General features: G+C 70.1%; 19 protein-coding genes. 5 read left to right on the top strand and 14 right to left on the bottom strand.

Annotation, left to right across the window (positions count from 1 at the left end):
- Positions 1 to 6: 6 nt before the first annotated feature.
- Positions 7 to 543, bottom strand: a complete 537-nt coding sequence (locus ABD285_RS16335) for an RDD family protein (RefSeq protein WP_344203601.1) — start codon at positions 541 to 543, stop codon at positions 7 to 9.
- A 71-nt stretch (positions 544 to 614) separates the two neighbouring features.
- Between ABD285_RS16335 and ABD285_RS16330 the strand changes: the two genes are divergently transcribed.
- Positions 615 to 968: a GntR family transcriptional regulator gene (locus ABD285_RS16330; protein ID WP_284252084.1), complete on the top strand. Its 354-nt coding sequence runs from the start codon at positions 615 to 617 to the stop codon at positions 966 to 968.
- A 37-nt stretch (positions 969 to 1,005) separates the two neighbouring features.
- On the opposite strand, the gene ABD285_RS16325 is transcribed toward ABD285_RS16330, so the two are convergent.
- From ABD285_RS16325 to ABD285_RS16295, 7 genes are all read right to left on the bottom strand, one after another.
- Complete coding sequence (locus tag ABD285_RS16325; RefSeq protein WP_344203598.1) at positions 1,006 to 1,554, bottom strand: DUF4232 domain-containing protein; 549 nt, start codon at positions 1,552 to 1,554, stop codon at positions 1,006 to 1,008.
- Between the two features lie 55 nt (positions 1,555 to 1,609).
- Complete coding sequence (locus ABD285_RS16320) at positions 1,610 to 2,122, bottom strand: hypothetical protein (RefSeq protein ID WP_284252080.1); 513 nt, start codon at positions 2,120 to 2,122, stop codon at positions 1,610 to 1,612.
- The gene (locus ABD285_RS16315) at positions 2,119 to 2,847 is read right to left on the bottom strand and encodes a hypothetical protein (RefSeq protein ID WP_284252078.1); all 729 of its coding nucleotides are present in this window, start codon (positions 2,845 to 2,847) and stop codon (positions 2,119 to 2,121) included. Before ABD285_RS16315 ends, ABD285_RS16320 begins: the two co-directional genes overlap by 4 nt.
- Positions 2,844 to 3,206 carry a PadR family transcriptional regulator gene (locus tag ABD285_RS16310; RefSeq protein WP_284252074.1) on the bottom strand — a complete coding sequence of 121 codons (363 nt, stop codon included), beginning with the start codon at positions 3,204 to 3,206 and terminating at the stop codon, positions 2,844 to 2,846. The genes ABD285_RS16315 and ABD285_RS16310 overlap by 4 nt, the downstream gene beginning before the upstream one ends.
- A gap of 49 nt (positions 3,207 to 3,255) precedes the next feature.
- Entirely contained in the window at positions 3,256 to 4,431 is a 1,176-nt protein-coding gene (locus ABD285_RS16305; protein ID WP_284252073.1) for an LCP family protein, read from the bottom strand.
- 185 nt (positions 4,432 to 4,616) lie between these two features.
- Positions 4,617 to 5,273, bottom strand: coding sequence for a winged helix-turn-helix transcriptional regulator (locus ABD285_RS16300; RefSeq protein WP_344203593.1), 657 nt, complete (start codon positions 5,271 to 5,273; stop codon positions 4,617 to 4,619).
- Positions 5,274 to 5,287: 14 nt separating this feature from the next.
- A complete protein-coding gene (locus ABD285_RS16295; RefSeq protein ID WP_284252071.1) occupies positions 5,288 to 5,722 on the bottom strand; it encodes a VOC family protein in 435 nt (144 codons plus the stop codon).
- A gap of 86 nt (positions 5,723 to 5,808) precedes the next feature.
- On the opposite strand from ABD285_RS16295, the gene ABD285_RS16290 reads away from it, so the two are divergent.
- The gene (locus tag ABD285_RS16290) at positions 5,809 to 6,417 is read left to right on the top strand and encodes a YdcF family protein (protein WP_344203589.1); all 609 of its coding nucleotides are present in this window, start codon (positions 5,809 to 5,811) and stop codon (positions 6,415 to 6,417) included.
- A gap of 4 nt (positions 6,418 to 6,421) precedes the next feature.
- Positions 6,422 to 7,096, top strand: coding sequence for a glutamine amidotransferase (locus ABD285_RS16285; RefSeq protein WP_284252067.1), 675 nt, complete (start codon positions 6,422 to 6,424; stop codon positions 7,094 to 7,096).
- Here the strand turns inward: ABD285_RS16285 and ABD285_RS16280 are convergent, their stop codons facing one another.
- The 5 genes from ABD285_RS16280 to ABD285_RS16260 all read right to left on the bottom strand — a co-directional run bounded on the left by ABD285_RS16280 (position 7,097) and on the right by ABD285_RS16260 (position 12,298).
- Positions 7,097 to 9,673, bottom strand: coding sequence for a DUF7507 domain-containing protein (locus tag ABD285_RS16280; protein ID WP_344203585.1), 2,577 nt, complete (start codon positions 9,671 to 9,673; stop codon positions 7,097 to 7,099).
- Between the two features lie 77 nt (positions 9,674 to 9,750).
- A complete protein-coding gene (locus ABD285_RS16275) occupies positions 9,751 to 10,575 on the bottom strand; it encodes an HAAS signaling domain-containing protein (RefSeq protein ID WP_344203583.1) in 825 nt (274 codons plus the stop codon).
- A complete protein-coding gene (locus tag ABD285_RS16270) occupies positions 10,572 to 10,925 on the bottom strand; it encodes a PadR family transcriptional regulator (RefSeq protein WP_284252057.1) in 354 nt (117 codons plus the stop codon). Before ABD285_RS16270 ends, ABD285_RS16275 begins: the two co-directional genes overlap by 4 nt.
- Before the next feature lie 8 nt (positions 10,926 to 10,933).
- On the bottom strand, positions 10,934 to 11,491 hold the full coding sequence (locus ABD285_RS16265; protein WP_284252056.1) for a dihydrofolate reductase family protein: 558 nt from the start codon (positions 11,489 to 11,491) through the stop codon (positions 10,934 to 10,936).
- Positions 11,492 to 12,148: 657 nt separating this feature from the next.
- Complete coding sequence (locus ABD285_RS16260; protein WP_344203581.1) at positions 12,149 to 12,298, bottom strand: helix-turn-helix domain-containing protein; 150 nt, start codon at positions 12,296 to 12,298, stop codon at positions 12,149 to 12,151.
- Between the two features lie 225 nt (positions 12,299 to 12,523).
- Here ABD285_RS16260 and ABD285_RS16255 point away from each other — a divergent pair, with 225 nt between their 5' ends.
- On the top strand, positions 12,524 to 12,739 hold the full coding sequence (locus ABD285_RS16255; protein WP_284252051.1) for a hypothetical protein: 216 nt from the start codon (positions 12,524 to 12,526) through the stop codon (positions 12,737 to 12,739).
- Positions 12,740 to 13,030: 291 nt separating this feature from the next.
- Here ABD285_RS16255 and ABD285_RS16250 read toward each other — a convergent pair whose 3' ends face one another.
- Positions 13,031 to 13,246 (bottom strand): hypothetical protein, encoded by a 216-nt coding sequence (locus tag ABD285_RS16250; RefSeq protein ID WP_284252050.1) that lies wholly within the window; start codon positions 13,244 to 13,246, stop codon positions 13,031 to 13,033.
- Positions 13,247 to 13,672: 426 nt separating this feature from the next.
- Between ABD285_RS16250 and ABD285_RS16245 the strand changes: the two genes are divergently transcribed.
- The gene (locus tag ABD285_RS16245) at positions 13,673 to 14,173 is read left to right on the top strand and encodes a GNAT family N-acetyltransferase (RefSeq protein WP_284252048.1); all 501 of its coding nucleotides are present in this window, start codon (positions 13,673 to 13,675) and stop codon (positions 14,171 to 14,173) included.
- Positions 14,174 to 14,261 lie beyond the last annotated feature (88 nt).

The following is a 14,261-nucleotide window of genomic DNA, read 5'->3' as shown; positions in this document are numbered from 1 at the left end:
CCGCCCTCACCGGACCACGAGGGTGACACGGGTGCCGGCGACCCGGTCGTACAGGGCGCGACCCGACCCGGCGAACAGGCTGACGAGGTAGGCGATCGGCAGCACGTAGGCGGCGACGAGCAGCACGTAGCCGAGCGGCGGCGTCGGGGTGCCGGCGAGACCGGCGGTCGCGAGGACGAAGACGGCCGAGTGCCCAATGACCCACGGCACCCCGATCTTCAGGAGGTTCCGCAGCAGCGCCCGGCCGAATCTGGGGGCGCGGGATCCGTGGCGCACCTCCAGGTGCAGCACGCGCTTGCCGGGGGTCGCCGCACGTCGGCGCGACTCGAAAACCGCCGCCGCGACGACCACCGGGATGACCAGGACGACCGTCGCGATGACGTTCAGGGCGACCGTGTCGAGCCCTCGCGTGACGCCCCCGAGGTAGAGGGGGACACCGACGGCGGCGGTGACCGCGACCCAGCCGAGGATGCACAGCCAGTCGATGAGGAACGCGACGATCCGGCGGAGGGCCGCGCGCACCGTCGCTCTGCGCCGTGCCACCACGGCAGCGTAGGGGATGGGCGCTCACGCCGGTACTCTGTGTTGACACAATCCGAGGAGAGGGAGCTTCGATGATCCGGATCGACCCGCGGTCGTCGACGCCGCCGTTCGAGCAGCTGCGGGTGCAGCTGCTCGCGCAGATCCACGAGGGAGAGCTGGCATCCGGATCGCGACTGCCGACCGTGCGCCGGCTCGCCGACGACCTGGGGCTCGCCCCGAACACGGTGGCGCGCTGCTACCGCGAACTCGAGCAGGCCGGCGTCATCGAGACGCACGGCCGCAACGGCACGGTCGTCGCCTGGTCATCCGACACCTCCGAGGCCGAACTGCAGCGCGCGGCGGCAGCGCTTGTCGAGCAGGCGCGGGCGCTCGGGATCCCCATCTCGCGCGCGCGGTCGATCGTCGAGGCGGCGTTCCGGGGCTGAGAGCGCGGTGTCGCACGGCCCCCGACGGTGCGCTGTCTCAGGGGGTTCGGAAGGGTCCTACGGAGAAGAGCGAGACATTCCGCTCGCAGACGGGGATCGCCGCCGCCGCGAAGATGCCGTCGCCCGTTCCCGGCAGGTAGGCGCGAAGCCCGTACGCCGTGACGACGGTGCACCCGTACACGCCCGCACTGGTGAACAGCACCTCCACGTCGGCGCTTCCCCCCTCCGCCGCGAGCAGGACCGGCTGGTCCTGCCCGGTCGTCATCTGGCCGGCGTGATCTCCGAGGACGCCCCCGTCCGCGTCGATCGCGACGAGCCCGGGGTAGCCGTCGAGCGTGCACGCATCCGTGCCGACGTTCGTGAACACGAGTGTGAAGTGGCTGTGCCCCGCTCCGGAGTCCTGCGGGTGGGGCGTGTAGACCATGCGGAGGTTCCGCACATCGCAGGCGCCCGACGGGTCGCCGGTCGAGGTCGGGGCGGTCGATGGGGCGGGGGATTCCACCGCGGTGGGGCTGCCGGTCGTGGTCGGGACGGGCGTGCTCGCCGACGGGATCGGAACGGCGCTGCACCCGACCAGCAGCGCCACCGCGGCGCAGGCGAACGCGACTCCGGTCGCTCTGGGCGCTCGGGCCCGGCGGGAATCAGTGGTTGTCATCATTTCCCGTCTCGTGCACGGAGAGGCCGTGGCATCCGGCGTCCTGCCAACGGTAGGCGTCGACCGCACCCGTGCGGCCGAAGAAGGCCAGGAGCGACGGGTCCGAGGGGTCGGACTCGGGACCGTGGTCGAACGGGTCGTAGTAGTAGCCCTTGTCCGCCATGCACCGGACGTCGATGACGGCCTCGGCCAGCCAGCCGTGCGGATCGTCCAGATCGGTGGCCATGCCGGCCGGCACTTCGGTACGGAGCCGGGCCGCGGTGACCGGCGCCTCGCCGGGGCGGAGAGCGCGAGCGAAGGGGGCGGTCTCCTCGGTCGTCGGACCGCCGGAGCTCGGCGCCGGCGCGGTGGCAGAGCTCGTCGGCGCCGGCGCGATGAGCGGTGCCGAGTCGTCCGGAACGATGGGCGACATCGCGAGGGCGGCCGCGCCCGCTCCGATGGCGACCGCGATGGCGAGCACGCCGCCGGCCGCCACGCTGAGCAGGATCCGGCGATTCACCGGGAGGACCTCACAGGTCGGCGCGCGGGAGCCCACGCGAGTGCGACGACGACGAAGAACGCGCCGACCGTGCCGAGCCCGGCCCAATAGAACACGGCGATGAGGGGGCCGTTCATCGTCGCGCGAATCACGAGCGCGTAGGCCGTGACGCTGAGCGTCCAGAACGTGAGGAACCCGAAGTGGAGCGTCAGCACCGTTCCCATGCCGAGCCACAGGGCCGCGAGCCATCGCCGTCGGGCCGCGCCGAGCATGATGATGCCGCCGACGACGCTGACGACCGCGATCGCGAGGGACGTGAGCGTCGTCGCGGAGGGCAGGAGCATCCCGTGGGTCGCAGCAGCGGCGATCCGGACCCAGGCGAGGATCGCGAACCCGAGAGCCGAGAGCGCCACCAGATAGGTGAGGGTCAACAGGCCGCCGCGGGACCATCCTCGCGCGACCCCGCGCAGGGCCGGGTCGGCGCGAAGCTCGGCACGACGCCAGGCGAGGTCAGCCGGGATGCCTCGGACCGCGCGAGCGACCATGGCGGCACCGGCCCTGAAGGCGCCTTGCCGGTGCGCGGCGGAGCGCTGCTCCCAGAGGTCGGACGTGAGCTCGTCGAGCCGGTCGTCCCGGACCTCCGGCGCGAGGTCGCGGCTGTACCAGCGGACCCAGCGCATGATCGCGATGTCCGCGCGACAGCTCGGGGCTCGGCCGGGTGCGTGGCGCATGGCGACGGTGGTCATGCGATGCCCCGTGCTGCGTGGGCCGGCGCGGCGAGCGGGGACGGCTGCTCCGCCCGAGCCCGTGCCAGGGCCGTCGCGCCCTGGGGCGTCACTCGGTAGTTCTTACGCCGGGGGCGCCCCTCGGCCTCGGCCGATGCTGGATCCTCCCATGCGCTCTCGAGCAGGCCGGCCTTCGCCATGCGGGCGAGCGCCTTGTAGAGCGTCCCGTGCCCGATCAGCGAGGCCGAGTCGGACACGTCCTGCAGGGCCCTCGCGAGCAGGAAACCGTGGAAGCCGTGCGTCGGCGTCTGCATCTCCAACCCGCACTCCAGGATGCGGAACTCCAGCGGGATCAGCGCTCCGGGGCGTCGACGTGGCACTCCGTGAGAGTAGGACCATACCTTCCCGTTCGCCAAGCCGCCGCGCGGATCAGCCACGGACGATCCTGCCCTTCGAGCAGGTCTGCTGGTCCGCGCTCTGACCCTGCACCGTGTCGGGCAGCGCGACGGCGGCGGGGCCCGAACTCGTCGGGGTCGGCGTCGCGCTGACGCCGCTCGGCGTCGGCGGGGGAGGGCTGCTCTGCTTCGGGGCGAGCTCGGCGCCGCGCCCCGTCGTGCCCGTCAGCTGCACCCGCTGATCGTTCTGCAAGGCGGTGGTGACGACGGCATCCGCAGCGGGCGACGGCACGACCCGGTTCGGATAGAGCGGACTGGACCCGACCGGATACTGGATCATCGCGACGTTCGACAGAGGCATGTTCTTCAGCGCGAGGGCGATCCCCGCCATCGTGTCGAGGTGCGCAAGGGTGTCGGAGAGCTGCATGTTCGACGTCGCCGCCCGCGCGAGACCGTAGAGCTTCAGGGGATTCGTCAGCACACCGCTGCTCTTGACCGTGCGGGCCAGCGCCGACAGGTAGATCTGCTGGTTGCTGATCCGGCCGAGGTCGCTGCCGTCGCCGACGCCGTGCCTGGTCCGCAGAAACGCGCGCGCGGTCGCGCCGGAGATGGTGTGCTCGCCGGCTGTCAGGTCGAGGCCGACGTTCGGATCGTGAATGGGTGTAGCGACGCACACGGTGACCCCGCCGACCGCGTCGGCCATCGCCGCCACGCCGTCGAAGTCGATGGATGCCGCATACGGGATGTCGAGCCCGGTGAGCTTCTCGATCGTCAGCACCGGACAGGAGAGGCCTCCACGGCCGAGCGTTGCGTTGAACATGGCGATGCTCGAGGCGCGGTACGTCCCGCCGCTCGGATCCGGGCAGGCCGGGATGGGGATCATCAGGTCGCGTGGAAAGCTCACCAGGAGCGCGGACTGATGATCCGCAGCGATGTGCACGAGGATCGTGACGTCGTTGTGGCCGGCGCCGGAGGATGCCGCCTGGTCCGCAGCATCCTGGAACCCCGCTTGGTCTTTGCGGGTGTCGGAGCCGACGATCAGAAGGTTGACGACGCCCTTGATGGCGTCGATGCTCGGCGGCGGCGCCGAGCCGCCGACGCGGGCCAGATGCACCGTGTGCGATGCGACGGTGCTGCTGAGCTGGCCGATCGCGATCGCGACGACGGAGACGCTCGCCACCGCCACGACCGCGACGACTGTCGCGACCATCCGGATCAGTGTGCCCGCCCGGCTCCGGCGGCGCAGACGCCCATGTCTCGCGGTCGGCCGCGCCGTAGCTGGAACCGAACGGGTCGCGCGGGACGGATGCGGCGCGGGCCGACGCTGAGGAAACATCCGGTGAGATTAGGACTATACCTTCCCATTCGACAAGGCGACGCGCCGTCTCGGAGCGGTCAGGCAGCCAGGTGGAACGTGTTCGCGAACCGCTCGAGCAGGTTCTCGGGCCCGCGCAGCACCTCGACGACCCCGGTGGAGATCGCGCGGTCCGGTGCCAGCTCGCCGGAGATGACGCGATGGATGCCCGGCCCCGTCGCGAAGGCGAGGTCGGCATCGCGATCGCCGCGGCCCGCATCCACCCGCGCGACGGAGAGCTCGGACCCATCCACTCGCACCAGCAGCTCGTGCGGGCCCAGTCGCGCCGCATAGGCGGTCGCCGGCAGCTCGGCGGCGGCCGATGGCCGGAACGCCGTGCGCAGCGTGATGGTCATCGCGTCGGGCGTGATGACCTGCTCCTCGCGGGGCTCGCCGAGCGCCCGGAAGCCCCACGCGCCGAGCGCGAGCACGACCGGCTCGAGCTCGCGGCCGTAGGGAGTGAGCTCGTACAGGATGATGCGCGATCGGGGGGCGCGGCGGATGATGCCGGCCTCCTGCAGCTCCTTGAGCCGCGCCGCCAGGATGTTGCTCGGGATGCGGGGGAGTCCCGCCGCGAGCTCTCCGTAGCGGCGCGGCCCGACGAGCAGGTCGCGCACGATGAGCAGCGCCCAGCGCTCTCCCGCGAGCTCGAGCGCCCGGGTGATGCCGTCGTACTGCCCGTAATCGCGCGCGGCCATGTGCGGCGGGGTGTTCAGGCCTGGTTCGCGGCGTACGCCGCCGGGCCCTGGGCGGCCGCCGCTGGCTCCATCCACCCGAACTCGAGGAGGTTGCCGTCGGGGTCGGTCAGCTGACGCTGGTACATGAACCCGTAGTCCGCAGCCGGGCGCGGTTCGGCGCCGCCCGCTTCGAGCCCCCTCGCGACGGCGGCGTCCACCGCGTCGCGGCTCTCGAGGAAGATCGCCGTCGAGACGGCGGCATGCGTCGAGGGGTCACCGATCGGCAGGTCGGTGAACGTCTGGAAGAACTCGCGGGTCAGGAGCATGAAGTAGTTGTGGTCCTCGTCGACGACGATGCAGGCGGCGTTGTGGTCGGTGAAGAGCGGGTTCACGGTGCCGCCGATCGCGGTGTAGAACGCCTTCGCGCGATCCAGGTCGGTGACGGGGAGGTTGACGAAGAGAAGGGACATGGCGACTGCTCCTTGTGATTTGGTGATGTCGATGTGGCAACACTTGCAAATAACAAGTGGCAGGTCAAGGGGCATAGCGTCGACGAATGCGAACCCGTACGGCCGCTCTCGTCGTCACGGCGGCCGCGAGCGTCCTGGCGTGGGGCGAGCTCGTGCACTGGCGTTCCAGCCGACGCGGCTTTCCGCCAAGCGGGGGAGGGGACTCGTCGCCGGGGAGGCGGCGGGAGGCGGTCGTCATCCTCGGCTTCGGCAACCGGGGATCGCGCATCAACCTCGTGAACCGGTACCGGGTACGCGCGGCGCTGCGGTCGCGCAGCGCCGACACCGACTCGCTGCTCGTGCTGTGCGGGGGAGCGGTGGCCGGCACCGTTCCGGAGGCCGACCTCCTGGCTGCGCACGCCCGCGCGCTCGGATACCGCGGGAGGGTGGCGCTCGACCGGGAGAGCCGCACGACCTGGGAGAACGTGCGCAACGCGATCCCGTACCTCGAGGACGCGGACGAGATCAAGATCGTCTCCAACTCGCTGCACGCCGAGAAGGCCCGCATCCATCTCGCCCGCATGCGGCCCGACCTCGCGGCACGGCTGCGACGCGCGGACGAGCACCGGTTCGGGGAGCTCGTGCTCGTCAAGCCGTTCGCCGCGATCCGCGGACTCTGGGAGCTGCGCGGTGCGCGCCGGTCCGTGGCACCGTAGGGGAGTGCGCACCGTCACCGCGATCCGGCACGTCCTGTTCGAGGACCTCGGCCTGCTCGACCCGCTGCTGCGGGAGCGCGGGTTCGGCATCCGCTACGTGGATGCCGGCGTCGACTCCATCGAGGCCGTCGACGACGATCTGCTGGTGGTGCTCGGCGGCCCGATCGGAGTGGGCGACCGGGCGGACTATCCCGTGCTCGACGAGGAGCTCGCGGTGATCCGCAAGCGCCTCGACGACGGCGCGCCGCTGCTCGGCATCTGTCTCGGCGCGCAGCTCATCACCGCCGCGCTGGGGGCGCGGGTGGCGCCGCAGGCCACCGAGATCGGCTACGCGCCGGTGCAGCTGACCGACGCGGGTCGTGCGGGACCGCTCGGGGAGCTCGGGAACACCCCGGTGCTGCACTGGCACGGCGACATGTTCCAGATCCCGGATGGCGCGGTGCGGCTCGCGAGCACCGACGCCTGCCCGAACCAGGCCTTCGCACTCGGCGACCGCGTGCTCGCGTTGCAGTTCCACCTCGAGACCGATCATCGCCGGCTCGAGCAGTGGCTGATCGGGCATTCGGCGGAGCTCGGCGGTATCGACATCCAGGCGGTGCGCGCCGACGCGGCGCGCGTCGGTCCGGAGCTCGTCGAGCGCGCTCGCGGGGTCTTCGGCGCCTGGCTGGACGCGCTGTAGTCAGCCGCGTCCGAATCGCCGCCGCGTGAGCAGCATCAGCACGCCGCCGGCTGCCGCGAACAGCAGGGCGAGAACAGCCATCCACCGCAGGTCCGGCCCACCGGTGCTCGCGAGCACCGGGGAGCTCGGATCAGGGGCCGCCGGCCCGACCGTTACCGTGGCGGACGACGGATCGGACTGCAGTGTGGCGTCCGCCGGCGAGATCGCGCTCGCCTGTGCGGTGTTGATGATCGTTCCAGCGGACACGTCGGCCTGGAGCGTGCGGTAATCGGCGGTGCAGACCACGGTGTCCTGCGGGGCGATCGGTGTCGCCGGGCAGTCGACCGCCGTCGTCGCGCCCGCGCCCGAGAACGCGACCTCGGAGATCGAGACGCCGTGCACCGAGACGTTGCCGGTGTTCGTCACGGCGAACGAGTAGTGGATCGTCTGGCCGGCACCTGCCACCGTCGCGCGGTCCGCTGTCTTGACCAGGCTGATGCCCGGGTCGGCGGTCACTGTGACGGCGGCCGACGACGGGCTCGACTCGACCTGCGTGTCCGAGGGGGACAGTGCCCGGGCGACGGCCCGGTTCGTGACGCCCCCGGCATCCACGTCCGCCTGGGTCAGCCGATACGTCGCGGTGCACGTCCGGGTCTCACCCGGGATGAGCGTCGCAAGTTCCGGCGGGCAGCTCAGGGCCGACACCGCTCCGGATCCACTGAACGAGGACTCGACGACCTGCGGATCATGCAGCGTCAGGGGGCCCGTGTTGGTGATCGCGAAGGAGAAGGTCACCGTGTCACCGGCCGCGGTCGCCGTCGAGGGCGTCGCTGTCTTGGCGAGGGAGATCGACCCGACCGCGTCGGGGTCGCCCGGGATCGTCACACTCCCGGGGTCGCTCGTGACCTCACCGCCGCTGATCTGGCCGGTGCCGCTCGCGACGGCGGTGTTGTCGAGGTGGCCGCGGTCCACATCCGGCTGCGTCAGCGTGTAGGTCGCGGTGCACGTGACCTGCTGCTGCGGTGCCAGGATGCCGCCGGGGCACGACGGTTGCGGTGCCGGACCGGTGCCGTTGAAGGCCGTCTCCGCCACATCCACGTCGGTCAGGGGCTCGTCGCCGGTGTTGGTGACGACGAAGCTGTAGTCGATGACCCGGTTGAGCGTGTAGGAGGCGGGATCATCCGGGGTCGCCGACTTCACGATGCTGATCCCCGGCGTGCAGCTGGGGGGGATGGCGAACGTCCCGCCGGCCTGCGCCTGGTAGTAGGTCCAGTTCTCGATGCTGCGCGTGTCGCCCCACTGGCCCCAGCCATGCGCGCCCGTGACGGTCGTCGTGGTGTCGACACCGGCTCGGCCGTCAGCGTAGGGGAGCGGCTTCTCGGTGCTGTTGCGCGGAGTGAGGGTGGTGTCGTCCCAGTACAGCTTCGGATTGGGAGCGACCACGCCGGGGGTGTCGCCCGTGATCTTGATGCCGTAGTTGGTGACGGAGCTCGTACCCAGCGACTCGACGTCGTCGAGCACGATGTGGGCCTCCCCGACACGGTCGACGACGACCTTGGCGTTCATCGCGGAGCAGGGGTCGAGAGCGGCACCCTGCCCGTCCAGGCCGTCGAACGGAACCTCGACGTGACCAGGGGGACTGCCCCAGGGGATCGTGCGGTCGACCGGATCGGTGAAGACGCCGTTGTCGTTCGTGTCGATCTGCAGGGTGTACCCGCCGTTGACCCCGGCGAGGTCGAACGCGACGTCGCCGGCGCGGGAGCTCGGGGAGTCCTGCTGGAGCCCGAGGTTGCTCGCGGCCGGCGGCACGACGGCCGGACGCACCCAGTCGGTGCCGGTCGGGGTGAGGGCCGTCGCCGGGAGGTCGGTATCGGGTTCCTCGAGGAACAGCTTGTACTGGTCCCCGCACTGGTCGCTGTACGCATAGCGCGGATCGATGCTGGTGCCGTTGGCGCCGCTGATGCTTCCCTCGACCGAGTGGTAGATCGGCGTGCAGGTTCCGGCGTCCACCAGGCCGAAGCCGTTCGCCTTGATCCAGGAGCCGAGCCCGTTGTAGCCGCGGAAGTCCGCCTTGTACACGTAGCCCTCACGCGTCCCGATCCACAACTGCATGTTCGCGGCCGAGGACTGGTAGATCCCGTAGGTCTCGACCCAGGTCCGCCCGGGGATGACGGTCCCTTCCCCATCGACGACGTCGAGCGTCCAGTTGTAGCGGGCTGCCGGCGCGTCGGTGTGCGGGTCGTAGTGGATCGTCCACACGCCGGCCACGCTCGGCGTCAGCCCGCTCGACGTGCAGGTCGTGTTGGCGGGGGAGGAGGCAGGCACGGTGCAGGTCTGCTGGACTGCGCCATCCGGGGCCGTGATCGTGAACGTCACGGGCGTGTTCTGGCCGCTCACCTGGGTGAACGTGTACCGGGGGAGCTCGCCGGCTGCCGCGTAGGCGAAGAACGTCTGCTCGAACGCGAGCCGTGCGCCGCTGTAGTTGGTGACGGCCTGCGCGGCGCTCACCGATCCGATCCCGACGGCGACCACGGCCATCGCCGTCACCACGGCGGCCCAGCGACCGGCGCGCGCCAGCGTTCGACGACGTCGACTCATCGATTCCCCCAAAGGACGGGCGATGAACGCCAGTCATGAGCATCCTATGAGAACGCGAGCGGACCCGCGATGCGTTCCTAGCCGTGCTCGGGGCGTCGCAGGACCGCCGAGCCGAGGCCGATCGCGAGGGCGCCCAGGAGCAGCACTCCGCCGATCCTTGCGACGGCGTCCAGGGCGACGAGGCCCCCCGCTATCGCGACCACGTTCTCGCGGAGGGTGACACCCGCCAGCTGATTGATCAGCCAGACGACGCTGACCGCCGCCAGGACCCACGCAGGTGCCCACCGCCACGGACGCGGGACCACCTCGATGCGCGCGATCTGGACGACGGCGATGGCCGCGAGCACGAACGCGCCGAGGGTGTCGACGAGGCCGAACGCCGTGCCGGCCCCGCCGGGATCCGACTGGTCGATCGTGCGAGCGATCAGATCCCACACGACGCCGGCCGCCACCGACCAGATGGCGAGCACGGCGAGGGCCGCGGTCCCGAGCGGGCGGCGGGCCGTGACCGACGGACGGCCGAACGCGAGCACCAGGAGGCCGGCGGCCCACGCGATCGAGGTGAGGGAGATGCCGACGGGCAGCGGGTCGATCCATTGCAGTGCGTAGCCGACGACCACGGAGAGGATCAGGAGCACGCCGCCGGCGATCCACGCGGGCCGGATCCCGTCGGGGCGATCCTCGGTAGCCGCTTCTTCGCCGACGATCATGCCGGGATCGCCGAGCTCCGCCAGGACAAGACGCACCTCCGCGTCGGAGCTGTCGTCCGAGGTGGCCTCGCGCAGGTGGCCCGCGATCTCGGCACGGAGCCGCTCGCGACGCGACTCGGGCAGTCGGGCCGCGGCCGCATCGAAGCGTCGCAGGTATGCGCGGACGAGCGGATGGTCGTCGGTGGTGGTCATGCGGGCTCCTCCCCGGTCGGTCCGGCGCGGTCGAGGAGGTCGGAGACCGACCCGGCGAACGCGGACCAGTCGCGACGGAACTCGGCGAGCTCGCGGCGTCCGGCCTCCGTGATCTCGTAGTAGCGACGCGGGCGCTCGGCCTCCGCGAGCTCCCACCGGCTGGTCACGAGGTTCGCCTCGCTCAGCCGGTTGAGCAGCGGGTACAGGGTGCCCTGACTGGTGAGCAGCTCGCCCGCCGCTTCGAGTTCGCGGCCGAGCTGCAGTCCGTAGCGGGGACCGTCGGCGAGCAGAGCCAGGATGCAGGGGCCGACCACGCCGCGGCGCAGCTGGGTGATGGTCCCGCCGCTCATGCGAGGGACTATACCTTGCGAGCCGAGGTATAGCGCTCGTAGACGATGCCGGGCTCGAAGCGCCGCGTCTCGACCAGGTCCATGACCACCGGAGAGGCGACGGGCGGAAAGAAAGGCGTGCCGCCGCCGAGCACAGCCGGCGCGCGGAACAGGCGAACCTCGTCGATCAGTCCGAGCTCGAACGCCTGGCCGGCGAGGGTCGCCCCACCGATCTCCACGTCCCGATCGGTGCTGTCGAGCATGTTCCGGATCTCGTCGGCGAGCGGTGCGGACGCCATCCGGGCGTTGCCCTGCAGGTCCACCGGGCCGTGGCTGAAGACGATCTTGGGGAGCGCGGTCCAGACGTCCGCGAACTCGGTGAACAGGGGAGCGGACCGGATCGAGGGATCCGTCTCCCACACGAGCATCGTCTCGTACAACCTCCGGCCGATCAGGTGCCCGCCGAGCGTCCGCACCCGATCGAGGTGGAACGCGAACAGCTCGTCGCTCGGCGCCGTCCAGTCGATGCCGCCGGCGCGGTCGTTGATGTAGCCGTCGGCCGACGCGGTCATCGAGTAGATCAGCATCCGGGCGTCTCCTCAGCGAAGCGGGATCTCGAGGTCGTGACGTCGACGGTACATCGGGGTCATCGCGTCCACGGGTCCCACGGGCCTCCTGCGCTCGTCGGGAGCGAGGACAACCGATGGCCCGAACGGATCCTGGATGCACATCGACTCGGATGAGAATCCTGCACTCCGTTTCCGGACGCGCGCCGATTGCCTTCTTTCGGAGGGGCGAGCACTATTCAGCTGACGGCGGCGACCCGATCGCGAGCGGCGCGCCTCGCCGGCGCGAACCAGCGGGCCGACCCGGGAGAAACCTAGGTGAACGACACAACGCTCGTGCCGGCTTCCTGCGCGACCAGCACCGATTGTCAGGACACGATGCCGATGTCATGGGATCTGTCCTGGCTTGCTATCCCCGGGTGGGTCCTCGTTGCCGTCGTCGTCGCAGTCATCATCTACTTCGCGGTCAAAGGCAGTCGGGGGTCGTAGGCGCGGCCTCAGCTGCCTGGATCTTGGTCGGAGTACGGCGTGCCGGCTGCTGATTGCCCTGTTGTTCGGGGGGGGGGTCATCGGTGTCGCGAGCCGACGACCGAGAGCTGCGGAGACGCGCTAGAAGCCGATCAGGGCGTTATCCGTTTCCCACCGTGCGTCGGATCGGCAGCTCCCGTACGACGGAGCTCAGCGGGCCGCGAGCATCTTCTGTATTGACTGGCGCGACACTCCGAGCTCGCGAGCCACGTCGGCTTGCGAGTACCCGAGCTCGACCAGGTCATCGATCATCTCCGCTCGCCGCTTGGACAGCTCGCGGGCTTCGAGCGCATGCTTCACAGCCGCGGCGCGTACCTCCCTCAACTCCGCGAAGCGCTGTCGATGCTCGGGACGCACTGTTCGCATGCGCCGAGTTTGACAACCGCGGTTGTCAGTTGTCAACCTTGGTTGTCGCGCTACGAAGTCGTTCTACCGGTAACGTGAGCAAACGGCATCAATGTCGCGTGCCGAGGGTTCGCGATGGTCCAACAGGTGTTGGCGCCACGCGTGAGGAGGGTCGTTCGAGTGACCACCGTCGAATACGACAAGGGCCGTCGCAAGGGTGAGCAGATCCAAGGGATGCGGTCATACTTCGGACGCCAACCACGACGACGCTTCTATGACCTCGGCATCGCAAACCAATATCGGTTGAACAAACTCTTCCGTGCTCACAGCGACGAGTACTGGCGGGGCTACGCGGACGGACTGCGATCGACGCCGAGTCGCGACGACATCGCCTGAGCGGTCGGCGTCAAGCCCGCTTCGAGACCGCTTGAGCGACCCCGGGAGGCGCTCAATCGCGGAGTGGCTGACGTCACTCGCGTCTGCTGTGCGGTCGGGTTCGGGAGGGGAGTGAGGCCTCACCTGTTTCCTCGCCACGTACGCACTGCTATGCCGTCGAGGTCCCACTGTGGTGAGCGCCGTCGAGCGAGGCGACTGGGTCTACCTCGCGATCGCGCTAGCGCTGGTCGCCGTAACCGCCGGCATCCGGCACTTCATGCCACGCGCTCTCAACAAGCGATCGCGGCGGCGCTAGGAGTCGCGCGGCTGAGCAATGACCGCGACCGCATCGGCCGCCGCCGTGGCGCGGGCGGCGATGGCCCGGAGCACGTCCTCGAGGCCGGCATCCCCGCCCGGACCGTGCCCTGCGAACATCAGCCCGCGCAGTTGGTCGCTCAGCGCCCAGTACCCGTCGATCTGCTCGGCGAACACCAGACCGGCTCGTACGTGATCTTCCATCGACACCACGCCGGGAGACTACGCGACGAGCAGGCAGGAGTCGCGCGCCGGAGTCAGCGCTGCCACGGTCGGAGGCCAGGATGCGGGCAACGTCCGCCGCCGTCGACGGGCCGTCGTTGACGCTCAGGAACCCCGTACCGCTGGACCGGCCCTCGAGGTAAACGAACCGCCGACGAACCCGCCGCGTGCGGACCTCGCCGCTGCGAGTGTCGACCCGATCGACCTCGCACACCCAGATGCGTCGACGCGCGAGCTTGCCAAGGTGGCGCATCACCAGAACGACGTCGCGGGGAATCTCGCCCCTCCAATAGGAGATACTGGTGAAGACCGTTATCCGTTTTCACACTGAAGGTGCCCGCGCACTCACCTCTTCGCGGCCGAGCGTCAGCCCGGTCCATCGCTGGCGGGCTCGCAAGATTCTCGTAGAATCGGCGCGTGATCGACCTGATTCGTGCCGCGCAGCCGCAGGACTTCGATGCGATCGAGACCATCGAAAACAGTGCAGACCAGCTCTTCGTCGACAGGTTCGGGTCTATCCCATGGGAAGCCGCGCCCGTCGGCGCCTCTCGGGTGTCAGAACCAGGCTTCGTGCTGATCGCTGCCGAAGAATCGGGCGCGCTCGTAGGCTTCGTTCACGTCCTCGACGAGGACGGGTTCGCGCATCTGGAGCAGTTGTCCGTGTTACCGGAACGTGGGCGGCGCGGATACGGTCGCGCACTCGTCGAAGCTGCGAAGTCCGAAGCTCGACACCGAGGCTACAAGCGCATGACGCTGCGCACCTACGCCGACGTCCCGTGGAACGCTCCGTTCTACGCGCGCGCCGGCTTCACCGAAGAGGAGCCCGCGACGAAGTTCCACGAGCGCCTGGTCGAGGTCGAACACAGGCTTAGTCTTGACCGGTATGGTCGACGTGTTCAGATGGGCGTGACGCTCTGACGACCAAAGTGCAAATCAGAGGAACGGAGCCTGACCCGGTTTCCCGGACGGGTTCTATCTGTTGATCATGCCGCGGTTGCGGCGGGGG

It is taken from the genome of Pseudolysinimonas kribbensis, assembly GCF_039531715.1.
Taxonomy (GTDB): Bacteria; Actinomycetota; Actinomycetes; order Actinomycetales; family Microbacteriaceae; genus Pseudolysinimonas; species Pseudolysinimonas kribbensis.
Note: the sequence above shows the minus strand (reverse complement) of the source record. Positions and strands in the feature narration are given on the sequence as shown.